19 protein-coding genes, 1 other RNA gene and 1 pseudogene are annotated in these 20,299 nt (G+C 73.3%); 13 read left to right on the top strand and 8 right to left on the bottom strand.

The annotated features are described in order from the left end of the window. Positions 1–20: 20 nt before the first annotated feature. Positions 21–161: a hypothetical protein gene (locus ACZ44S_RS01985; protein ID WP_466923344.1), complete on the bottom strand. Its 141-nt coding sequence runs from the start codon at positions 159–161 to the stop codon at positions 21–23. A 289-nt stretch (positions 162–450) separates the two neighbouring features. Here ACZ44S_RS01985 and ACZ44S_RS01980 point away from each other — a divergent pair, with 289 nt between their 5' ends. Together ACZ44S_RS01980 and ACZ44S_RS01975 are read left to right on the top strand one after the other, a co-directional pair. Next, on the top strand, positions 451–771 hold the full coding sequence (locus ACZ44S_RS01980; protein WP_466923342.1) for a CU044_2847 family protein: 321 nt from the start codon (positions 451–453) through the stop codon (positions 769–771). Positions 772–1,107: 336 nt separating this feature from the next. Continuing rightward, entirely contained in the window at positions 1,108–1,914 is an 807-nt protein-coding gene (locus ACZ44S_RS01975) for an SAM-dependent methyltransferase (protein ID WP_466923340.1), read from the top strand. Between the two features lie 37 nt (positions 1,915–1,951). Here ACZ44S_RS01975 and rnpB read toward each other — a convergent pair. Together rnpB and ACZ44S_RS01965 are read right to left on the bottom strand one after the other, a co-directional pair. After that, positions 1,952–2,359: RNase P RNA component class A (gene rnpB / locus ACZ44S_RS01970), an RNA gene on the bottom strand. 186 nt (positions 2,360–2,545) lie between these two features. Further along, positions 2,546–3,124 (bottom strand): Uma2 family endonuclease, encoded by a 579-nt coding sequence (locus tag ACZ44S_RS01965; protein ID WP_466923338.1) that lies wholly within the window; start codon positions 3,122–3,124, stop codon positions 2,546–2,548. 163 nt (positions 3,125–3,287) lie between these two features. Here ACZ44S_RS01965 and ACZ44S_RS01960 point away from each other — a divergent pair, with 163 nt between their 5' ends. The 5 genes from ACZ44S_RS01960 to eda all read left to right on the top strand — a co-directional run bounded on the left by ACZ44S_RS01960 (position 3,288) and on the right by eda (position 6,914). Next, positions 3,288–4,043, top strand: a complete 756-nt coding sequence (locus tag ACZ44S_RS01960; protein ID WP_466923336.1) for a MerR family transcriptional regulator — start codon at positions 3,288–3,290, stop codon at positions 4,041–4,043. Positions 4,044–4,125: 82 nt separating this feature from the next. Beyond that, positions 4,126–4,683 (top strand): hypothetical protein, encoded by a 558-nt coding sequence (locus tag ACZ44S_RS01955; RefSeq protein ID WP_466923653.1) that lies wholly within the window; start codon positions 4,126–4,128, stop codon positions 4,681–4,683. A 28-nt stretch (positions 4,684–4,711) separates the two neighbouring features. After that, entirely contained in the window at positions 4,712–5,377 is a 666-nt protein-coding gene (locus tag ACZ44S_RS01950) for a TetR/AcrR family transcriptional regulator (RefSeq protein ID WP_466923333.1), read from the top strand. A 27-nt stretch (positions 5,378–5,404) separates the two neighbouring features. Further along, positions 5,405–6,187 (top strand): peroxide stress protein YaaA, encoded by a 783-nt coding sequence (gene yaaA / locus ACZ44S_RS01945; RefSeq protein ID WP_466923330.1) that lies wholly within the window; start codon positions 5,405–5,407, stop codon positions 6,185–6,187. Between the two features lie 82 nt (positions 6,188–6,269). Further along, entirely contained in the window at positions 6,270–6,914 is a 645-nt protein-coding gene (gene eda, locus ACZ44S_RS01940; RefSeq protein WP_466923327.1) for a bifunctional 4-hydroxy-2-oxoglutarate aldolase/2-dehydro-3-deoxy-phosphogluconate aldolase, read from the top strand. A gap of 3 nt (positions 6,915–6,917) precedes the next feature. Here the strand turns inward: eda and ACZ44S_RS01935 are convergent, their stop codons facing one another. Genes ACZ44S_RS01935 through ACZ44S_RS01925 form a run of 3 tightly spaced genes read right to left on the bottom strand, consistent with a single transcriptional unit; the run spans position 6,918 to position 9,971 of the window. Beyond that, positions 6,918–8,360, bottom strand: a complete 1,443-nt coding sequence (locus ACZ44S_RS01935) for a bifunctional RNase H/acid phosphatase (RefSeq protein ID WP_466923324.1) — start codon at positions 8,358–8,360, stop codon at positions 6,918–6,920. Between the two features lie 13 nt (positions 8,361–8,373). After that, positions 8,374–9,117, bottom strand: coding sequence for a zinc ribbon domain-containing protein (locus tag ACZ44S_RS01930; RefSeq protein ID WP_466923651.1), 744 nt, complete (start codon positions 9,115–9,117; stop codon positions 8,374–8,376). After that, positions 9,114–9,971 (bottom strand): Nif3-like dinuclear metal center hexameric protein, encoded by an 858-nt coding sequence (locus ACZ44S_RS01925; RefSeq protein ID WP_466923321.1) that lies wholly within the window; start codon positions 9,969–9,971, stop codon positions 9,114–9,116. The genes ACZ44S_RS01930 and ACZ44S_RS01925 overlap by 4 nt, the downstream gene beginning before the upstream one ends. A 174-nt stretch (positions 9,972–10,145) precedes the next feature. Between ACZ44S_RS01925 and ACZ44S_RS01920 the strand changes: the two genes are divergently transcribed. Then, positions 10,146–11,393 (top strand): hypothetical protein, encoded by a 1,248-nt coding sequence (locus ACZ44S_RS01920; protein WP_466923318.1) that lies wholly within the window; start codon positions 10,146–10,148, stop codon positions 11,391–11,393. A 350-nt stretch (positions 11,394–11,743) separates the two neighbouring features. Here the strand turns inward: ACZ44S_RS01920 and ACZ44S_RS01915 are convergent, their stop codons facing one another. Then, positions 11,744–12,601: a MaoC/PaaZ C-terminal domain-containing protein gene (locus tag ACZ44S_RS01915; protein WP_466923315.1), complete on the bottom strand. Its 858-nt coding sequence runs from the start codon at positions 12,599–12,601 to the stop codon at positions 11,744–11,746. Positions 12,602–12,761: 160 nt separating this feature from the next. Here ACZ44S_RS01915 and ACZ44S_RS01910 point away from each other — a divergent pair. Continuing rightward, positions 12,762–13,958 (top strand): annotated as a pseudogene (locus ACZ44S_RS01910) (sensor histidine kinase); the annotation flags it as partial. Positions 13,959–14,273: 315 nt separating this feature from the next. Further along, positions 14,274–14,906, top strand: coding sequence for a response regulator (locus ACZ44S_RS01905; protein ID WP_466923649.1), 633 nt, complete (start codon positions 14,274–14,276; stop codon positions 14,904–14,906). A gap of 32 nt (positions 14,907–14,938) precedes the next feature. On the opposite strand, the gene ACZ44S_RS01900 is transcribed toward ACZ44S_RS01905, so the two are convergent. Next, on the bottom strand, positions 14,939–16,372 hold the full coding sequence (locus ACZ44S_RS01900; protein WP_466923312.1) for an MFS transporter: 1,434 nt from the start codon (positions 16,370–16,372) through the stop codon (positions 14,939–14,941). 196 nt (positions 16,373–16,568) lie between these two features. Between ACZ44S_RS01900 and ACZ44S_RS01895 the strand changes: the two genes are divergently transcribed. The 3 genes from ACZ44S_RS01895 to ACZ44S_RS01885 all read left to right on the top strand — a co-directional run bounded on the left by ACZ44S_RS01895 (position 16,569) and on the right by ACZ44S_RS01885 (position 20,264). Then, positions 16,569–18,314, top strand: a complete 1,746-nt coding sequence (locus tag ACZ44S_RS01895) for an MFS transporter (RefSeq protein WP_466923309.1) — start codon at positions 16,569–16,571, stop codon at positions 18,312–18,314. A 293-nt stretch (positions 18,315–18,607) separates the two neighbouring features. Continuing rightward, the gene (locus ACZ44S_RS01890; RefSeq protein ID WP_466923646.1) at positions 18,608–19,258 is read left to right on the top strand and encodes a class I SAM-dependent methyltransferase; all 651 of its coding nucleotides are present in this window, start codon (positions 18,608–18,610) and stop codon (positions 19,256–19,258) included. Between the two features lie 22 nt (positions 19,259–19,280). Beyond that, on the top strand, positions 19,281–20,264 hold the full coding sequence (locus ACZ44S_RS01885) for an N-acetylmuramoyl-L-alanine amidase (RefSeq protein ID WP_466923306.1): 984 nt from the start codon (positions 19,281–19,283) through the stop codon (positions 20,262–20,264). Positions 20,265–20,299 lie beyond the last annotated feature (35 nt).

The raw sequence follows: 20,299 nt of genomic DNA, 5'->3' as shown, positions 1-20,299 counted from the left end.
TCGTCCCGGACATCGAGCGCTCAGTCCTCGGGGGCGTCGCACCGCGCAGGGGAGAACGGGCTGGGGTACGGGCCGCCGGCGCTCTGTCCTGCCGCTTCCCTGGCGAGCTCCGCGAGCAGTGCCTCCTGCGCCTTGGCCATCGGATCGCCGGACAGGGCCATTGCCTCCCGAAGACCACAACCGCTGAGATCGACAAGTCCGCTCTCTATGTCGGTCGTAGAAGTCCTCACGTCAGGCTTCCCCCTGTCGGCTCCTGCTGGTGACCCGGCGCGCGCGGACGCACCTCTTCCCATAGTGGCGGGCCCGCAGCCATGCCGAAAGGGCTCCTGGCGGCCACGAAGGCCGGAATCTTTCGATCAGCCGCCGCCGTGCGGCCGACGGTGTTCCCGTCCGGTCCCCCTGATCGCTACGGTGGGCCCCGGCGCGCCCGGCGGCCGAGGGGGAGGCAGCATGCTGGTCCGATTCGACCTGGGTGACGGCGACTTCGTCATCGCGGACATCACACGCGCCGACGGCGGAGTGGTGGACGCGGCCACCCCTTCCGACCTGGTGGCCCGCGCCACCGGCTCCTTCACCACGGCCCTGGAACAGGTCCGCAGCGCCGCCGCCCTCACGGTCCACCGCATGCGCGACCTCCCCGAGCGCCCCGACGAGGTCACCGTGGAGTTCGGGATCCAACTGGACGCGGAGGTGGGCGCGGTGCTGGCCCGGACGGGGGCGCAGGGGCATCTGCAGGTGCAGCTGACGTGGCGGAACGAGGACCGCGGCTGAGGCACTGGCACTGGCACGCGAACCTTGTCCGCCCTGCGATTCACTCACCGTCGTCCTCGTCGAAATCAAAGGCCAGCTGCATGGCGGCAGGCTCCGCCGGCACCTGGGGTGCCGTCGCATCCACGGCGGGCCGACCGGCGGCGGGCCGTGTCGGGGTTGTCGTAGGACTCCAGGCACAGGTGCCGGGCGGAGGGGCGTTGCCAGGTACCCCGGGTCACCTTGCCGGGCAAGGCGGCCGCGGGGCCGGACGGGTTTCTGATGTTGGTGACTCGGTCAACTTGCGTGCGTATTATGCGGGTTCAATCCGCGTGTTTCGTGGGACAGGAGTCAAGCGACATGATGATGCCCTCATCGGGGCCGGCCCGGCCGACGCCGGATATCGACGCCTCGGTACCGCACTCGGCGCGGATGTGGAACTACTGGCTGGGCGGCAAGGACAACTACGTGGTCGATCAGGAGGCCGCCGAACAGTTCCAGGAAGCCTTCCCCCAGATCGCCGAGAACGCCCGCGCCTTCCGGGCGTTCCTGGGCCGTGGTGTCACCTACCTCGCGGCGGAGGCGGGGATACGGCAGTTCGTGGACGTCGGTACCGGCCTGCCCACCGAGAACAACACCCACGAAATCGCCCAGCGGGTGGCGCCGGAGTGCCGCATCGTCTATGTCGACAACGATCCGCTGGTCCTGGCCCACGCCCGAGCCCTGCTGATCGGCGCCCCGGAGGGAGCCACCGACTACCTCCACGCGGACCTGCACGAACCCGAGACCATCATGCAGGCCGCCCGCCGGATCCTCGATTTCGAGCAGCCGGTCGCCGTCATTCTCAGCGGTATCCTGGGCCACGTCATGGACGACGACGAGGCCCGCGACCTGGTCCGCCGCCTGCTCGCCCCGCTCCCGTCCGGCAGCTACCTGTTGGTCTGCGACGGCACGGACACCAACGAGGAACTGCGCTCCGCCCAGCAGGAGCACAACGACCGTACCCCGGTCCAGTACCGCCTCCGCAGCCCCGAGGGGATCGCCTCGTTCTTCGAGGGCCTCGACCTCGTCGCCCCCGGCGTCACCCCGTGCACCCAGTGGCGCCCGGAACCCGGCGCCCCGGCCCCGCACGTCGACTCCTACGGAGCCATCGGGCGCAAGCCCTAGCTCGGGGTTCGACCCCGCCGGCTTTGGGTGGTGGCGGCAGACGAGTCGGGCTGTACGCCGGGTTCTGTTCCCGGGGTTCCTCGCGGAGCCCCGGGCGACGGCCATCCATCTAGGGCCGGTGTTGCCACCGGCCTCCTGCGGTCTACCCGCGGACTCGGGCGGGCAGCCCTCGAACGTCCGCGCAGAGACGCTTCCGAAGAGGCGTCTCCTCTTGACCTTGCTCCGGGTGGGGTTTACCTAGCCGCCTGAGTCACCTCAGGCGCTGGTGGTCTCTTACACCACCGTTTCACCCTTACCCAGCGCCTGAGCACTGGGCGGTTTGCTTTCTGTGGCACTGTCCCGCGGGTCACCCCGGGTGGCCGTTAGCCACCACCCTGCCCTGTGGAGCCCGGACGTTCCTCGGGAAGTCCCGTGAGGGACTCCACGCGGCCGCCCGCCCGGCTCGTCTGCCGTGTGGACCATGGTACCCGGCGGCCGGCGGGCTTCCGTTCCGCGTTGGCGAGGACCGAGCCGGTGAGGATCGGGGCGAAGGCGGCCAGGACGGTCGCGGTGAGGGGTTCGTCCAGGAAGAGGGCACCGGCCGCGACCGCGATCGCCGGGTTGACGTAGATCCACCCCCGCCCACCGGGGATCAGAGGAAGTCGGCGGTGTCCAGGTCGAAGGCGAAGGGCTCGGGGAGGGTCAGCGGCTTGCCCAACGGGCGGGTGCACCGCTCGCGGTACTCGTCCTTCTCCGGGTCGCTGAACAGCGTGATCGCGGAGGCTTCGCGGTCGATGAGGAGGTAGAGGGGGATGCCGGCACGGGCGTAGCAGCGGCGTTTGGTCTCGCGGTCGGCCTTCGGTTTGGTCGACGTCACTTCCAGGACCATGGCAACGCCGTCGCAGGGCATCCAGGAGTCGGCGCCTCGGTAGAGCCGCAGCTCCCTGGGGGCGAAAGTGCCGTCCGGGATCACGCGGTCCTTCGGGCATGCCCCGCCACTTTTCAGTTGCAGCCCTTTGTTTCCGGAGAACTGCATCCTCCTGCGGGAACGCTCGTACACCTGCTCCACGATCAACCCGATGTAGTCCTCGTGATCCCCGTCCGGCGGCGGCGTCACAACGATCTCCCCCTCGATCAGCTCAGCCCGGAAACCCTCCGGGGTGTCCAGGGCGAGAAAGCCCTCGAGCAGGACATCCGCCTGCGAGAGCGGCTCATGGGCCATGGCAGTCATGTCACGCCCCTCCTTCGATCGCTCGCCAGACTGGGACATCGGGTGATCACCTGTCCGTGAGATCGGGAATCCTTCCCTCGATCGTGGCACAGGGACACGAGTCCCGGCAGGCGCCACGACATCTGCTTGACCCTGTCGCAGCGGCAACGTTTCTACTGGGGGCATGCGGATCGGAGAACTCGCCGGCGCCGTCGGTGTGACCACGCGGGCGGTGCGGCACTACCACCATCTGGGGCTGTTGCCGGAGCCGGAGCGGCTGGGGAACGGGTACCGGGACTACACGCTGCGGCACGCCGTCGTGCTGGCGCGGATCAGGCGGCTGACCGAGTTGGGGCTTGGGCTGGCCGAGGTGCGGGACGTGCTGGCGGACGACGCCGGCAAGGACCTCGCCGAGGTGCTGACGGAGCTGGACGAGGATCTGGCACGGCAGGAGGAGGCGATCCGGGAGCGGCGGGCGCGGTTGCGGATGTTGCTGGAGTCGGAGGACGGGCTGACCGCCGAGGGACCGCTCTCCCCGGAGCTGGCCGCGCTCTTCCGGGACACCGGCGGGCTGTCGGACTCCCCCATGGCCGCCAAGGACCGTGAACTGCTCGCGCTGATCGGGACGTCGGCGCCGCCGGAGGAGCGGGAGCGGATGACGCGGCTGATGGGCGAGGTGGTCGGGGGTCCGGGCGGGGCGGAGCGGACCGTGGCCGTGTACCGCCTTCTCGATGAGCTCGCGGACGCCGGACCGGAGGACCCGCGGGTGGAGGAGGCCGCCCGTGCCCTCGCCGCGTGCGTGCCGGCGGAGCTGGTGCCGGAGGGGGCGGGGCTCGACGGGAACGGCAGCTTTCTGCGGGCCTTCTACGCCGACTTCGCCCCGGCGCAGGCGGAGGCGATCCGGCGGGCGCTGCGGATCGTGGCGGAGGGCCGGTCGTGAGGGCGGACCGGTGGTGAGGGGCAACCCGGTCGTGAGGGGCGTGCGGGTGGGATGGGCGCTGGCCCGGCACGAGCTGCGGCTGATGGCGAGTCTGGGGCTGTGGCTGGCGCGGCGGACGCACGGCACCGGCGGGGGTGCCGCCTTCGGGTACGCGGGCGGGCAGGCGGCCGTGATGTTCGGGTTCGCGTTCGTGTGCGCGGTCGAGACGGTCGCGATGTCCGTGCTGCTGAGCGACCGGCCGACGGTGCACGCGGTGGTGCTCCTCCTGGACGTGTACACCGTCGTCTTCGTCATCGCGTTGCACGCCGCGTCCGTCGTCCGTCCCCATGTCCTGGACGCGGGTGTGCTGCGGGTCCGCCGGGCCGTCCACGTGGACCTGCGGATACCGCTGGAGCGGATCGCCTCGGTCCGGCGTGAGCTGCGGATGACCCACGAGAAGACCGAGGGCGAGCTCGACCTCGCCATCGGCTCGCAGACGACCGTCACGGTCGAGCTCACCGAGCCGGTCGTGCACGTCACCTTCCTCGGCCACCGCCGCGAGGTCCGCGTGGTCCGCTTCCACGCGGACGACGCCGACGGCCTCGTACGTGCCCTCGGCGCACGGCCCGCTGCAGGCCCTCTCTTCGGTGATAGCGTCTAACCGGACAGCTGTCGAAGGGACACGGCACGTGACGGCCAGGAGCAGGGAGGGGCGCACGCCCCGCGAGCGGTACCGGAGCCAGGTGCGCGCGGAGATCAAGGAGCGCGCCTGGGAGCAGATCGCCGCATCGGGGGCGCCAGGGCTGTCACTGAACGCCATCGCCAAGCAGATGGGCCTGAGCGGCCCCGCGCTCTACCGGTACTTCTCCGGTCGCGACGAACTGATCACCGAGCTGGTCCGGGACGCCTACCGCAGCCTCGCCGACGCCTTCGGGGCCGCCGTGGAGTCGGGCGCGGACCTCGCGGGGCTGGGCCGCACCCTGCGCGCCTGGGCGCTCGACGACCCGCAGCGCTACTTCCTCGTGTTCGGCACACCCGTCCCCGGCTACCACGCCCCCGACGACATCACCGTGATCGCGCGGGGCGTCATGGCGCACATGCTCGACGCCGCCCGGCTCGTCGAGGGCCCGGCGGACGGCACCGTCCTCGAGGCGCATCTGGCGCAGGAGGAGCACCGGCGGTGGGCCGGGGACCACCCCGCGGACCCGGCCGCCCTGCGCCGCGCGCTGACCTTCTGGACCCGGCTGCACGGCGTCCTCTCCCTGGAACTGGCGGGCCACTTCACGGGCATGGCCTTCGACCCCGCCCTGCTCTACGGCGCCGAACTGGACACGCTGACTCACGCCGTACCCTGACTGGCGAGCTCTACCGAAGGAGTACGTGTGCTTGTCCTGCTGCCACCGTCCGAAGGCAAGGCCGCTTCCGGCCGCGGTGCACCGCTGAAGCCCGAGTCGCTGTCGCTGCCCGGGCTGACCGCCGCGCGGGAGGCGGTTCTCGCCGAGCTGGTGGATTTGTGCGCCGGTGACGAGGACAAGGCACGCGAGGTGCTCGGGCTGAGCGAGGGACTGCGCGGTGAGGTCGCCAAGAACGCGGAGCTGCGGACCGCCGGGGCGCGGCCCGCCGGGGAGATCTACACCGGTGTGCTGTACGACGCCCTGGACCTGGCGTCCCTCGACACGGCGGCGAAGCGGCGGGCCGCGAAGTCGCTGCTGGTCTTCTCCGGGCTGTGGGGTGCGGTCCGGGTCACCGACCGGATCCCGTCCTACCGCTGCTCGATGGGGGTGAAGCTGCCCGGTCTCGGTGCGCTGAGCGGGCACTGGCGCGCGCCGATGGCCGAGGTGCTGCCCGAGGCCGCGGGGAAGGGGCTGGTCCTCGATCTCCGGTCGGCGGCGTACGCGGCGGCCTGGAAGCCGAAGGGCGAGGTGGCGGCGCGGACGGCGACCGTACGGGTGCTGCACGCGCCGACGCGGAAGGTGGTCAGCCACTTCAACAAGGCGACCAAGGGGCGGATCGTACGGAGCCTGCTGGCGGCCGGGGCGGCGCCGAAGGGGCCCGCCGAACTGGTGGAGGCGCTGCGCGACCTCGGTTACGAGGTGGAGGCGGCGGCGCCGGCCCGGGCGGGGACGGCGTGGTCGCTGGATGTACTGGTGAACGAGGTGCACTGAGGCACGCCGAGGCGCATCTCGCATATTGCAACATACGCAACACCCTTTGCGCGCTCTGCATCGATGAGGGCAGGATGACGGCATGAGTTCTTCCCTGCCCTCGTCCCCCTCGCCCTCGGTCCTCGACCTCGCGCCCGTCGTGCCCGTCGTCGTCGTCGAGGACGCCGCCGACGCCGTACCGCTGGCGCGTGCGCTGGTGGCCGGGGGGCTGCCGGCGGTCGAGGTGACGCTGCGGACGCCCGCCGCTCTGGAGGCGGTTCGGCGCATCGCCGGTGAGGTGCCCGAGGCCGTGGTCGGCGCCGGAACGGTGATCACGGCGGAGCAGGTGGGCGAGGCGGTGGCGGCCGGGGCGCGGTTCCTGGTCAGCCCGGGGTGGACGGATGCGCTGCTGGCGGCCATGCGGACGTCCGGGGTGCCGTTCCTGCCGGGGGTGTCGACCGCCTCGGAGGTGGTGGCGCTGCTTGAGCGCGGGGTGCGGGAGATGAAGTTCTTCCCGGCCCGGGCCGCGGGCGGGACGGCGTATCTGAAGTCGCTCGCCGGGCCGCTCCCCCAGGCCCGCTTCTGCCCGACCGGAGGGATCGGCCCCGACTCGGCGCCGGACTATCTCGCGCTGCCCAACGTGGGCTGTGTGGGCGGGAGCTGGATGCTGCCGGCCGACGCGGTGGCCGCCCGTGACTGGGCCCGGGTGGAGGCGCTGGCCCGCGAGGCGGCCATGCTCAGGGTGTAGTGCCTAGCGCAGGTGCGAGGTGTCGTTGAACAGGCGGACACTGGCGTTGCCGTCGGCGTAGTAGGCCACCGCGGAGAGTGAGGCCGCCGACAGCTCCATGCGGAACAGAGCCTCGGGCGGGGCGCCCAGGGCCAGCCGTACGAACGTCTTGATCGGTGTCACGTGGGTGACGAGCAGGACCGTACGGCCGGCGTACGCGGCGATCAGCTTGTCGCGGGTGGCGGCCACACGGGCGGCGGTGGCCGCGAAACTCTCGCCGCCGCCGGTGGGTTCGGCGTCCGGGGACGCCAGCCAGGCGTTCAGGTCCTCGGGGTGGCGTTCGCGGACCTCGCCGAAGGTGAGGCCCTCCCAGGCGCCGAAGTCCGTCTCCCGCAGACCGTCGTCCACGCTGACGTCGAGACCGAGGCGGGCGGCGACGATGCCGGCGGTCTCGCGGGTGCGGGCGAGGGGGGAGGCGACGACCGCCTGGACGGTGCCGCGCCGGGCGAGCGCGGCGGCGACCCTCTCGGCCTGCTCCCGCCCGACGGCGGAGAGGGAGGGATCGCTTCCGCCGCTCCCCGAGAAACGCTTCTGCGGAGTCAACGGCGTCTCTCCGTGCCGCAACAGCACGAATGTGGCCGGCTGCCCCATGTCGGGCCCCGCCCAGCCGACCGCGGGCGTGGCCACGGCCTGAGCGGCCCGCACATCCGCGGCCGCCGCACCGGCACGGGTGGTCTCGACGGCCCGGGCGCCGTCCGCCGCGCCCGCTGTCGCGCCTCCGGCCGCACCTGCCGCCTGCGCGGGCCGGAGGTCCGCGTCACCCCCGGCACCGGCGTCCCCCGCAGCTGCCGCACCGGCACCCGCGGTCTCACCACCCCGAGCGCCGCCGCCCGCGCCCGCCTGCGCGTCACCGGCCCTGCCCGCCGCGGACAGGGCCGCGCGGGCTCGGGCCGCGCCTGCCTTCGCGTCGCCGGGTGGGCCCGACGGCTCGGGCGTCGCCGGGCGCGTCGCCGGGGTGTCCAGGTCGGCGCGGGAGGTCGTGGGCGACCACTGCTCGCCCCGCTTGCCCGCGTCCATCGCCTCGTTGGCCAGGCGGTCGGCGTGCTTGTTCCGCTCGCGCGGGATCCACTCGTAGGTGACCCGCTCCGGCGGGAGGACGCGGGCCGCCTCCGCCGCGAGCGGCTTCATCGCCGGGTGCTTGATCTTCCAGCGGCCCGTCATCTGCTCGATGACGAGCTTGGAGTCCATCCGGACGTGCACCCGCGCCCCCGGGTCCAGTTCGCGGGCGGCGGTGAGGCCGGCGAGCAGGCCCCGGTACTCGGCCACGTTGTTCGTGGCGACGCCGATGTACTCGGCCGCCTCCGCCAGCGTCTCCCCCGTCGCCGCGTCGCTCACCACGGCCCCGTAGCCCGCCGGGCCCGGGTTGCCCCGCGACCCGCCGTCCGCCTCGACGATGAACTCCCGCACTGCCGGACGCCCCCTACAGCCCCGACTCCGACGTACGCACCAGGATGCGGCGGCAGTTCTCGCAGCGCAGCACCGCGTCGGGGGCGGCGGACCGGACCTCGTTGAGCTCGGTGATGGCGAGCTCCTGGCGGCAGCCCTGGCAGGTACGGGCGTACAGCTTCGCCGCGCCGATGCCGCCCTGCTGCTCGCGCAGCTTGTCGTACAGGCTCAGCAGCGGGGCGGGCACGGAGCCGGCGACAACCTCGCGCTCCTTCGTGATCGAGGCGACCTCGCCGTCGATCTCCTCGACGGCGGAGTCCCGGCGCGCGGTCGCGTCGTCGATCTTCCCCTGCACGGAGCCGACCCGCTCGGTCAGTTCGGCGACCCGCTCCTGCGCGGACTCGCGGCGCTCCATGACCTCCAGGACGACGTCCTCGAGGTCGCCCTGCCGCTTGGCGAGGGAGGCGATCTCGCGCTGGAGGTTCTCCAGGTCCTTGGGCGAGGAGACGGCACCGGAGTCGAGGCGCTTCTGGTCGCGGGCGGCGCGCTGACGCACCTGGTCGACGTCCTGCTCGGCCTTGGTCTGCTCGCGGGCGCAGTCGCTCTCCTCGGTCTGCGCGGCGACGAGCAGGTCGCGCAGCTGGGCGAGGTCCCGGTTCAGCGACTCGATCTCGGCGTGCTCGGGCAGCGACCTGCGCCGGTGGGCGAGCTGCTGCAGCCGGACGTCGAGGTCCTGGACGTCGAGGAGTCGGATCTGGTCGGCGGGCGCGGCGTTCAGTTGGGGGCTCCAGAGGGTTCGGTGGTGGCGGTGGACGCCGCGTGGGCGGTCCAGGGGTCGGTGACCGTCCTCGAGACATGGACCCGCAGGCCCCATCCATGGCGGTCGGAGATCTCGTCGAGCTGGGCTGCCGCCAGCTCGCACCAGGGCCATTCGGTGGCCCAGTGCGCCGCGTCGAGCAGCGCGAGGGGACTGTGGGCGCGCGCCTCGGACACCGGGTGGTGGCGCAGGTCCGCGGTGAGGAAGGCGTCCACGCCGGCGGCCCGGACGTGGTCGAAGAGGCTGTCCCCGGAGCCGCCGCTGACGGCGACCGTGCGCACCAGCGCCTCGGGGTCGCCGGCCACGCGGATGCCCTGCGCGGTGGCGGGGAGCCGTTCGGCGGCGCGGGCGGCGAGGTCGCGGACGGTCAGCGGGTGGTCCAGTTCGCACACGCGGCCCAGTCCCCGGCGGCCTTCGGGGTCGGCGGGGTCCGGGACGAGGGGCCGTACGACCCTGAGGTCCAGCGCGCCGGCGAGGGCGTCGGAGACACCCGGGTCGGCGGTGTCGGCGTTGGTGTGGGCGACGTGCAGCGCGATGTCGTTCTTGATGAGGGTGTGCACCACGCGGCCCTTGAAGGTGGAGGCCGCCACCGTGGTCGTCCCGCGCAGATAGAGCGGATGGTGGGTGACCAGCAGGTCGGCGCCCAGCTTCACCGCCTCGTCGACGATCTCCTGGACCGGGTCGACGGCGAACAGGACCCGTGCGACCTCCTGGTCGGGGTCGCCCACGACGGTGCCGACCGCGTCCCAGGACTCGGCCCGCTCGGCGGGCCACAGGTTCTCCAGCGCGGCGATGACTTCTGACAGACGGGGCACGCCTGCAAGGCTACCTGGCCGTTTCGTACGACAGTACCGGCTCCGTGGAGCACACCTCCCTCCCCCTCCTCAGGAGAATCGTTCCTGGAGCACCCTTACGTGTGAAGCGGGGGCCCACCCGTCCACCGTCCGGGCAGGCGAAAACTACCGTTCGTCACCGGAGGTGACCGAACGATGACGGTCTGTGCCATCGAACCTGCGGCGGGACACGAGGACGGAGCCGGGCGGGCGGGCTGCACCATCACCGCGGACGGCTGCTACGCCGCACGCCTCGCCCTCGCCGGTGAGTCCTTCTTCCCGGAGCGCTGGACCCTGGACGGCCCCGAGCCCTACGCCGTTCCGCTGCCCGGCAACCAGCCCGAGGAACCCGGCACCGAGGTGCAGCCGCTGAACGACGGGCGGGTCCTCATCCACCGGCTGACGGACGGGCGGCACGCGTTCTCCCTGCTGTATCCGGCCGGTCCCGGCACCGGCGAGCTGCCGCTGGGCGCGGTCGAACGCCCGGACGAGGCCACCCGGCTGCGGCTGCTGCCGCCCGCCCCGGACGGGGAGCGGGCGTACGCGCTCGCCGTGGGCCCGCGCTCGAGCACGGTGTGGCGGGTGGCGGGCGGCGCGTTCGGGCCCGAGCCGGTCGCGGAGGTCCCGGGCCGCTGCTCGGGCGGGGCGTGGCTGGACCGGGCGGGGCGGATGCTGGCGCTGGACCGGGAGAGCGGCGGGCGCACCAAGGCGGTCGTGGTGGATCTGGAACGCGGCGGGGAGATGTCTCCGCTGCTGCAGATCACCGAGGGGAGCGACGACCGGGTGCTGCTCGCCGACCCGGACAGCGGGCTGCTGCTGCTCCGCTCGGACGCGCCCTCCCCCGGGCAGGACCGGCTGGGCTGGGGGGTGCTGGGCAGCACGCTGCCGGTGCGTTTCCCGGAGTGCCTGCGGCTGCCGGACTGCACGGTGACGCCGTTCGCGATCCAGCCGGGGCAGATGCTGACCCCGGAGGGCTGCGCGGTGGCGCTGCGCATCGACGGCGCGCTCGGCAGCTGGGTCGGGGTGTGGCGGCCGGCGGAGCGGCAGGTGCTCCACTTCCCCGCGCCGGCCGGGTGGTTGACGGGTTCCGGGCTGTGGACGGCGGACGGGGAACTGCGGCTGCCGTATGCCGACCGGTCGGTGCCGTGCGGTGTGGCCGTCCTGAGGATGCCGGGGCGGGAGCGGCAGCCGGAGGGTCTGGACGTCCGTCCGCGTCCCGGTCGCGTCCCGGAAGCCCGGGGCGCCGGTCAACCGGCCTTGGGCAGCGGCGAGTCGACGACCCCTCCGGGTGAACTGCCGCCCGCCGAGGGGACCGAGGCGGCGGACGACCTTCCCGAGGACTCTTCGGCGACGCGTCCCGTGCCGTTGCAGCAGGCACCTCTGGGGCGGCTTGTAACGAAGTAGTGGCGGTCGGCGTGGCCGCCTGGATTCGGGGCGTGGTGCGCCGGTTAGACTCGCCCGGCTGTAGGAAAGATCATGTTTACGGGGTGAATTCCTTCCGATGAACGACGTCAGGACGAACGAGGCGCAGTCCGTCGAGGACGGGCAGGCCGCTGCCGGGCACGGCAGGCACCGGGGACCGGTTTCCACGCAGGATGCCGAAACGTCGCCGCGTGGCCGTCACCGCAGGCCGGCGCAGGAGAACCAGCCTGCGGAGTCGGCTGCCTGACGCTCCGTCAGGCAGCGGTTCGCGCCGCACCGCACCATGAACGGCCCCGCCCGTCGCACGTCGACGGGAGGGGCCGTTCGCCGGTTCAGGAGAAGCCGACGACGGTGTCCGTGAGCACCGGGGCGTGCCCCCGCTCGACCGCGCTCACGGCCACGCGCACCTCGCCGTCCCCGCGCCACATCCCGACCCGCAGCGTCTCGCCCGGGTACACGACCCCGGCGAACCGGGCGGCGTAGGAGCGCACGCGGGTGACGTCACCGTCCAGCAGCGTGTCGACGACCGCCTTGAGTGTCATGCCGTAGGTGCACAACCCGTGCAGGACGGGCCGGTCGAATCCGGCGCGGGCCGCGAACTCCGGGTCGGCGTGCAGGGGGTTGCGGTCACCGGTGAGGCGGTGGAGCAGCGCCTGCTCCTCCCGGACGGCGAGGTCGAGGGTGCGGTCCGGCGGGCCGTCGGGCGGCTCGCGGCGCAGGGACGGGCCCCGGTCGCCGCCCCAGCCGCCCTCGCCGCGTACGTAGATCTCCGCGTCGCAGGACCACAGCGGGCCGTCGGCGTCGACGGCCTCGGTGCGCAGGACGAGGACGGCCGCCGTGCCCTTGTCGTGCACGGCGACGATCCGGTCGGTGGTGGTGGCGGTGCCCTCGGCGGGCAGGGGGCGGTGCACGGTGAGCGACTGGCCGCCGTGCAGGACACGGGCGAGGTCGACGTCGACACCGGGCATGGACAGTGCGCCGATCACCCCGGGCGGTCCGCCGCCGGCGACGGTGGCGAAGCTCGGCAGGACGTGCAGGCGGGACTCCAGGGTGTAGCGCAGTTCCCGTGGGTCGGTGGCGGAGCGGCCCGCGCCGACGGCGAGGTGGTAGAGCAGGACGTCGGAGGCGGTCCAGGAGACCGCGCCGGTCCGGGGCGGGGCGGCGAGCGCCTTGGCTGCGTCGACGGGCATGTCCCTCCTGGTCACCGGCGGGCGCGGACGCGCAGAACGGCCCCGGTCCACACGCCGGCCCGGGACATTTGTCCTGCCGGAGACCGTACAGGCAGCTCTGTCGGGCCGTGCGGCACCGGCCGTACCGTCGGGTGGGACGACGGACGAAATGGGGAAAAGCATGTCGACGTCTTGCGACACACACGCGTGGTGGCACTTCGCGCGGCGCGGATCCGGGAAGGAGAGGGGAAGCGCGCCGGGCGGATCCCGGCTGCTGCCGTGGCTGCTGCTGGGGATGGGCGCGTTCTCCAACCTCTTCCAGGGCACCACGCCGAACCCGTGGATCGGCGCCGCCGGTCTGCTGGCCTTCAACTCGCTCTACGTCTTCCTGGCGTTCAGCGCCCACCCCTGCCGGCGGTACGACGTGCGCTCCACCCGGGTCGCGCTCGGTCTGCTGGCCGCGGTGACCTGTGCGCTCGCCATCGGGTACGGCGGCAACTGGCTGCTGTTCTTTCCCCTGCTCGGGCTCGCCACCGGCGTGGTCCTGAGCGGGCGGCAGCTCATGGTCACCGCGGCCGCCGTGACCGTGGTCGCCGGGGCGGTCTCCTTCGCCCACGACGGCTGGGGCGGCCTGACCATCCTCTACGTGACCGCGATCTCGACGACGGTGTCGGCCACGCTGCTGCGGCTGGCGGAGACGGTGCGGGAGCTGCGTGCGGTGCGGGAGGAGCTGGCCCGCCGGGCCGTGGAGAAGGAGCGGCTGCGCTTCTCCCGGGACCTGCACGACCTGCTCGGGCACACCATGTCGGTGATCGTCGTGAAGTCGGAGGCGGCGCGCCGGCTGGCGCCGCGTGACCTGGACGCCGCGCTGGCCCAGGTGACCGACATCGAGTCGGTCGGCCGGAAGGCGCTCACCGAGATCCGCGAGGCCGTGACGGGCTACCGGGAGGGCGGCCTGGACACCGAACTGGACCGGGCGCGCTCCGCTCTGACGGCGGCGGGCGTCACCGCGGTGGTGCGCCGCTCGGGCCCGCCGCAGGGCCCGCGTACGGAGGCGCTGCTGGGCTGGGTGGTCCGGGAGGCGGTCACCAACGTCGTACGGCACAGCGCGGCGGGCCGCTGCGAGATCACGGTCGCGGCGTCACCGGAACGGGTCCTGCTGACCATCACCGACGACGGCGACGGCGCCCGCGGGGCGGACACGGGCGGCACGGGTCTGCGCGGCCTGGCGGAGCGGCTCGCGGCGGCGGGCGGCACCCTGCGGACCGGCGTGGACGGGGGCGAGCCGGTGCGCGGAGGCCCTGACGGGGTCGCGGCCCCGAGCAGGGACGCCGCCGAAGGCGCGGCCCCTCAGGCAGGCGCCGGTGAGGGGGCCCGTCCGTGGCGCGGGAGCACCGGCGAGAGCCGCCCGCACTTGGATGCCGACGGGGGCACGGGCCCGCGCGGGGTCGACGGCCAAAGCGCGCGGGCGGGATTCACGCTCCGCGCCGAGCTTCCGGTGGACGCCGGGGAGGACACGTTCGCCGCGGGCGCCACGACGGACGGCGGAACGCGCCCGGTGCCCGTGGGAGCGGGCGCCGGGGCGGCGGACGGTGATCCCGCCGGCTTCGCGAAGACCCCGGTCTGAGCGGCCGTGACCGCACCGGCCGGGCGCATTCCGCCCTGCGCGCCCTACGCTTCAGACGTGAACGACATGCCCCGTGACCACCGGCCCGCCACGTCCGTCCGGGTGCTGCTCGCGGAGGACCAGGGGATGATGCGGGGCGCGCTCGCGCTGCTGCTCGGGATGGAGCCCGACATCGAGGTGGTGGCCCAGGTGGCCGCCGGTGACGTGATCGTGGACGCGGCGCTCGCCCACCGCCCCGACGTCGCCCTCCTCGACATCGAACTGCCCGGGATGAGCGGCCTGGACGCCGCCGCCCAACTGCGCGAGCAGGCGCCGGACTGCCGGGTGCTGATCCTCACCACGTTCGGCCGTCCCGGCTATCTGCGGCGGGCCATGGACGCGGGGGCCGCCGGTTTCCTCGTCAAGGACGGGCCCGTGGAGGAACTGGCCTCCGCGATCCGGCGGGTGCTGACCGGGGAGACGGTGGTCGATCCCGCGCTGGCCGCGGCGGCGCTGAGCGCGGGGCCGAGCCCGCTCTCGGCCCGTGAGTGCGACGTCCTGCGGGCCTCGGCGGACGGCGCGACCGTCGCCGACGTCGCGGCCCGGCTGCACCTGTCCGAGTCCACGGTCCGCAACCACCTCTCGGCCGCGATCGGCAAGACCGGCACCCGCAACCGCACGGAGGCCCTCCGCGAGGCCCGCCACCAGGGCTGGCTGTGACCAGGGGGCCTGGTCCTGGAGGACCTGAGGACCTAGTGGGCTTCCGCCGCCCGGCGCGGCAGCCACACCCACATCAGCGCCGCCCCGGCCGCCAGCACGACGGTCCCCACGCCGAAGACCACGGCGTATCCGTCCGTCAGCGCCTGGGGTGTTCCGACTCCCCCGGTGTGGGACGCCGCGATGGTCGACATGACGGCGAGGCCCAGTGAGCCGCCCATCGTGCGGGAGGTGTTGACCAGTCCGGAGACCAGGCCGGCCTCCTCCGGTGCCGCGCCGGAGGTGGCCAGTGCGGCGAGGGGCGTCGCGGCGAGGCCCGCGCCCAGCATCATCAGGATGCCGGGGAACATGATCGCGGTGAGGTACGCGCCGTCCGCGGTCATCGTCGACTGCCAGCCGAAGCCGGTCATCGCCACCACCGTGCCGAGCACCGCCACCGTGCGCGGTCCCGCCGTACGCATCAGGCGGGGCGCGAGCTTGGAGCCGAGGATCACGGCCAGTGAGCTGGGCACCAGGGCGAGGCCCGCCTCCAGCGGGGTGTAGCCGAGGACGTTCTGCGCGTACAGGGTCATGAAGAACCACATGCAGAACATCGCGGAGCCGCTCAGGAACATCGCCACGTTCGCCGACGCCACCGACCGCAGCCGCAGCAGCCCGAGCGGCATCAGCGGGGCCTTGGAGCGGGCCTCGACGAGGAGGAAGAGCGCGATCAGGACGAGCCCCGCACACAGCGGCACCAGGGTGGCACCCGCCGTCCAGCCCTCGGCCTCGGTCTGGGAGATGCCGTACGCCAGCGTGGCGAGACCGGCCGTCACCAGCACCGCACCCGGCAGGTCGAGCCGCCGCCCGTCCCGGGCCCGGCTCTCCGCCAGCCACCGGGCGGCCCCGGCCAGCACGACCGCTCCGACGGGGACGTTGATCAGCAGCACCCACCGCCAGGACAGCGCGTCCACCAGCACTCCGCCGACGAATCCGCCGGCCGCGCCGCCGCCCGCCCCCACGGCCGTCCAGGTCGCGATCGCCCGGGCCCGCGCCGCGCCCTCCGGCACGGCCGAGGTGACGATGGTGAGCGTGGAGGGCGCCAGCACGGCCGCGCCCAGCCCCTGCACCGCCCGCGCCAGCAGCAGCTGCCAGCCCTCCTGGGCCAGCCCGCCCGCCAGTGAGGCCAGCGTGAACAGGCCGAGGCCGACGAGGAACATGCGCTTGCGTCCGTAGAGGTCGCCGGCGCGTCCGCCGAGCAGCATGAATCCGGCGAAGGCGATGGCGTAGGCGTTCACCACCCACTGCAGGCCCTGCTCGTCGAGCGCCAGGCCGGTCCGCATGGACGGCAACGCGACGTTCACCACCGAGATGTCGAGGACGACGAGGAACTGTCCCGCACAGGCCAGCGCCACCACCAGCCACATGGGGGGCGAGGTGCGTCGGCCGGCTATGGGGGTGGTGTCGGTGGCATCGAGCATGGGCGCCATGCTCTCAACCGGCCCGCGTCCCCCGCATCGGCATTTCGGCCGACGCGGCCTCGGTCGCCCGGCTTAGGCGGTGCCGTGAACGCCAAGGAACGGTCAAGAATTCGTTAGTGTGCCAAAGCATCGGAATAGTTGCCTCGGTGTACGGGGTTCGATGTGCACGTATCCGCTGGAACGGCCCGCCCCGGAGGCACCCTTCATGACGCACACGACGCCCGACCGTCCCTCCGGCAGAGCGGGCGGAAGCGTGGTCCCGGTGCTCGCCTTCGCGGGCATCGTCGTCGCGGTGATGCAGACCCTGCTGGTGCCGGTCGTCAAGGACCTGCCGCACCTGCTGGACGCCTCCCCCGCCGACGCCACCTGGGTACTGACCTCGACCCTGCTCTCCGGCGCCGTGGCCACCCCGATCATGGGCCGGCTCGGCGACCTCCACGGCAAGCGGCGCCTGCTCGTCGCCAGCCTTGCGGTGATGGTGGTCGGTGCGCTGATCAGCGCGTTCACCAGTGATCTGCTCCTGATGATCACCGGTCGCACGCTCCAGGGTGTCGCGATGGGCGCCATCCCGCTCGGCATCGGCCTGATGCGCGACATGCTGCCGCGCGAACGGCTGGGCTCCGCGATGGCCCTCATGAGCTCCTCCATAGGCGTCGGCGGCGGTCTCGCCCTGCCCGCCGCGGCGCTGGTCGCCCAGCACTCCGACTGGCACGCCCTCTACTTCGGCGCCGCCGGGCTCGGCGTCCTCGCCATCGTCCTCACCCTGGCCGTCGTACCGGAGTCCCCGGTGCGTGCGAAGGGCACCTTCGACCTGCCCGGGGCGCTCGGGCTGTCCGCCGGGCTCGTGCTGTTCCTGCTCCCCGTCTCCAAGGGCAGCGACTGGGGCTGGACCTCCGGCACCACGCTGGGCCTGCTCGGCGCGGCGGTCGTCGTCCTCCTCCTGTGGGGCGTGATGGAGCTGCGGGTCGCCGCGCCCCTGGTGGACCTGCGGACCACCGCCCGCCGCGAGGTCCTGCTCACCAACCTCGCCTCGATCATGGTCGGCGTCTCCTTCTTCGTCGTCTCCCTGGTTCTCCCCCAGCTGCTGCAACTTCCCACCGCCACCGGCCACGGGCTCGGGCAGTCCATGGTCGTGGCGGGCCTGTGCGTGGCGCCGCTGGGCCTGACGATGATGTTCACGGCCCCCGTCTACGCCCGTCTGTCCGCCCGGTACGGCCCGAAGACCACCCTCATCATCGGCCTGCTGGTCATCGGCGCCGGCTACGGCGGCGGCCTCGGCCTGATGGACGCAGCCTGGCAGACCGTCGTCACCTCGGTGGTCCTCGGCGCGGGCATCGGCCTCGCCTACTCGTCCCTGCCCGCGCTGATCATCGGCGCGGTCCCGGCGTCGGAGACCGGCGCGGCGAACGGCCTCAACACGCTGATGCGTTCCATCGGTACGTCGGTGTCGAGCGCCGTCATCGGCATGGTGCTGGCGAACACGGCGGACACGGTGGGCGGGGTGGAGATCCCGACCCTGCACGGCTTCCGTCTCTCCTTCGTGATCGCGACGGCGGCGGTGGCCGTGGGCCTGGTCCTCGCCCTGTTCCTCCCCGCCGGGCGCCCGTCGGCGCACCCGCAGCTGCGCGCGAGCAGCGAGGAGGACGCCAACCTGGAACGCGCGGAGGCCGCCCTGCGGGTGGGCGGTTTCCGGGGCCGGGTCCTGGACGCGTCGGGGGTCCCGGTCGCCCGCGCCCGGGTCACCCTGACCGACCGCCACGGCCGCCGCGCGGACACCACCGTCTCCGCCGACGACGGCAGCTACGCGCTCACCGTCCCTGCACAGGGCCCGTACGTCGTGACCGCCCACGCCCCCGGCCACGCCCCCCTCACCGCCCCGGCGACCCACCCCGGCGAGCACCACCCGGTCGACCTGGACCTGCCCCTGCCGGGCGAAACGGTTTCCGCCTGACACCGGGCACGCGGGCGGCGCCCGGCACTCGGCGCATGGCGCCACCCGCACGCCGGGCCGCTCCGGCGACTCGGACACGGACCCGCCTCGCCCACACGCCGACGCTCCCCGGCAAAGAACACCCGGTCGACCTCGACCGCCCGCCCGCGTCGTCCGCGCGCCGGTGTGAGCGCCGCGCCCCCCGTGTGCTTCCCGCTCCGGTTACCCGCCGGTACCCCCGTCGCGGGGCCCCGCGGGCCGTACGGCAGCATGGGTGCGTGGACACACGTACGGCCTCGGGAGAGGCGCGCCCCATGTCGATGGTGCCGGAGCCGGGGATTCTGGCCGCGTTCGAGGCGGCGAAGGGTTTCATGCCCGTGGACGAGGGCCTCGCCCTCTACGCGGCGGCGGCCGAGGCCGGGCGGCTGGGTCTGCCCCTGCTGGAGATCGGCACCTACTGCGGCCGCTCCACGCTCCTGCTCGCCGACGCGGCCCGCTCCGCCGGAGTCACCGCGCTCACCGTGGACCACCACCGCGGCAGTGAGGAGCAGCAGCCCGGCTGGGACTACCACGACCCGGAGACCGTCGACCCCGAACTGGGTCTGATGGACACCCTCCCCACCTTCCGCCGCACCCTGCACCGGGCGGGCCTGGAGGACCACGTGGTCGCCCTGGTCGGCCGCTCCCCCCGCATCGCCGCCCTCTGGGCCGCCCCGCTCGCCCTCGTCTTCATCGACGGCGGCCACACCGACGAACACGCCACCGCCGATTACGAGGGCTGGGCCCCGCACGTCGCCGAGGGCGGCCTCCTCGTCATCCACGACGTCTTCCCGGACCCGGTGGACGAGTTCACCGGCCAGGCCCCTCACCGCGTCCACCAGCGCGCTCTGGCGTCCGGCGCGTTCACCGACGTCTCGGCGACCGGCTCGCTGCGCGTACTGCGGCGCACGGGCGCGGGCATCTGACCGCCGACGCTAGGGTGACTGCGTGTCGTACACAGGTCCCGGCTTCGATCCGCCCCCGCCCCCAAGGTCCCGGCGTCGCCTCCTGACGGTGGCGCTCGCCGCGCTCGTGCCCGGGGCGCTGCTCGGCTGGGCCGTGTACGCGGCCGTGGGCGGGTCGGGGGACGCCGAGGACGCGGGGAGTGGCGCGGCCTCCTCGTCCGCCGCGTCACGCACGCCGTCGCCCTCGTCCGCGACGTCCGGGAGCACGTCGCCGTCGGCCGGTTCCAAGGACAAGGAACCCGGCGCCTCCGCCACGGCGACGTCCCCGCCGGCCTCCGCGCCCGCCGCGGCCGGCCCGCTCAAGGGCAAGGTCGTCGTCATCGACCCGGGCCACAACCCGAGCAACTTCCAGCACACCTCCGAGATCAACCGCCAGGTGGACATCGGGACCAACCGCAAGGCGTGCGACACCACCGGCACCTCCACCAACGACGGTTATCCCGAGGCCAAGTTCACCCTCGACGTCGCCCACCGGATGCGCACGCTCCTCGAAGAGCAGGGCGCCACCGTGAAACTGACGCAGGACGCCGACCGTCCGTTCGGGCCGTGCGTGGACGAGCGGGCCCGGATCGGCAACAAGGCGCAGGCCGACGCCGTCGTCTCGATCCACGCGGACGGCTCCGGCACCGGGAACCGGGGCTTCCATGTGATCCTCCCGGGCGCCGTGAACGCCGGGGCGGCCGACACCCGGCCCATCGTCGAGCCCTCACGCGAACTCGGCGAGCGCATCGCGGGCAACTTCGTGCGCGTCACCGGCAGCGCGCCCTCCAACTACACCGGCGGCGGTACCGGTCTCGTCACGCGTAAGGACCTGGGCGGTCTCAATCTGTCAACGGTTCCCAAGGTGTTCATCGAGTGCGGCAACATGCGCGATAGCAAGGACGCGGCACTGCTGACCAGCGGTGCCTGGCGGCAGAAAGCGGCGCAAGGGATTTCCGAGGGAATCGTGAGTTTCCTGCGCGGGTAGGGATCAGCGCGCTGATCCGGGCGGACAGCCCGATC

The organism is Streptomyces malachitofuscus, assembly GCF_055571035.1.
Note: the sequence above shows the minus strand (reverse complement) of the source record. Positions and strands in the feature narration are given on the sequence as shown.

Coding starts and splice junctions, on each gene's coding strand:
- ACZ44S_RS01920 (WP_466923318.1), top strand. CDS start 10,146: ATGACGGTCTGTGCCATCGAACCTGCGGCGGGACACGAGGACGGAGCC.
- ACZ44S_RS01965 (WP_466923338.1), bottom strand. CDS start 3,124: ATGACTGCCATGGCCCATGAGCCGCTCTCGCAGGCGGATGTCCTGCTC.
- ACZ44S_RS01960 (WP_466923336.1), top strand. CDS start 3,288: ATGCGGATCGGAGAACTCGCCGGCGCCGTCGGTGTGACCACGCGGGCG.
- ACZ44S_RS01890 (WP_466923646.1), top strand. CDS start 18,608: ATGTCGATGGTGCCGGAGCCGGGGATTCTGGCCGCGTTCGAGGCGGCG.
- ACZ44S_RS01895 (WP_466923309.1), top strand. CDS start 16,569: ATGACGCACACGACGCCCGACCGTCCCTCCGGCAGAGCGGGCGGAAGC.
- ACZ44S_RS01955 (WP_466923653.1), top strand. CDS start 4,126: ATGGCGAGTCTGGGGCTGTGGCTGGCGCGGCGGACGCACGGCACCGGC.
- ACZ44S_RS01985 (WP_466923344.1), bottom strand. CDS start 161: ATGGCCCTGTCCGGCGATCCGATGGCCAAGGCGCAGGAGGCACTGCTC.
- eda (WP_466923327.1), top strand. CDS start 6,270: ATGAGTTCTTCCCTGCCCTCGTCCCCCTCGCCCTCGGTCCTCGACCTC.
- ACZ44S_RS01980 (WP_466923342.1), top strand. CDS start 451: ATGCTGGTCCGATTCGACCTGGGTGACGGCGACTTCGTCATCGCGGAC.
- ACZ44S_RS01975 (WP_466923340.1), top strand. CDS start 1,108: ATGATGATGCCCTCATCGGGGCCGGCCCGGCCGACGCCGGATATCGAC.
- ACZ44S_RS01915 (WP_466923315.1), bottom strand. CDS start 12,601: ATGCCCGTCGACGCAGCCAAGGCGCTCGCCGCCCCGCCCCGGACCGGC.
- ACZ44S_RS01900 (WP_466923312.1), bottom strand. CDS start 16,372: ATGGCGCCCATGCTCGATGCCACCGACACCACCCCCATAGCCGGCCGA.
- ACZ44S_RS01905 (WP_466923649.1), top strand. CDS start 14,274: ATGCCCCGTGACCACCGGCCCGCCACGTCCGTCCGGGTGCTGCTCGCG.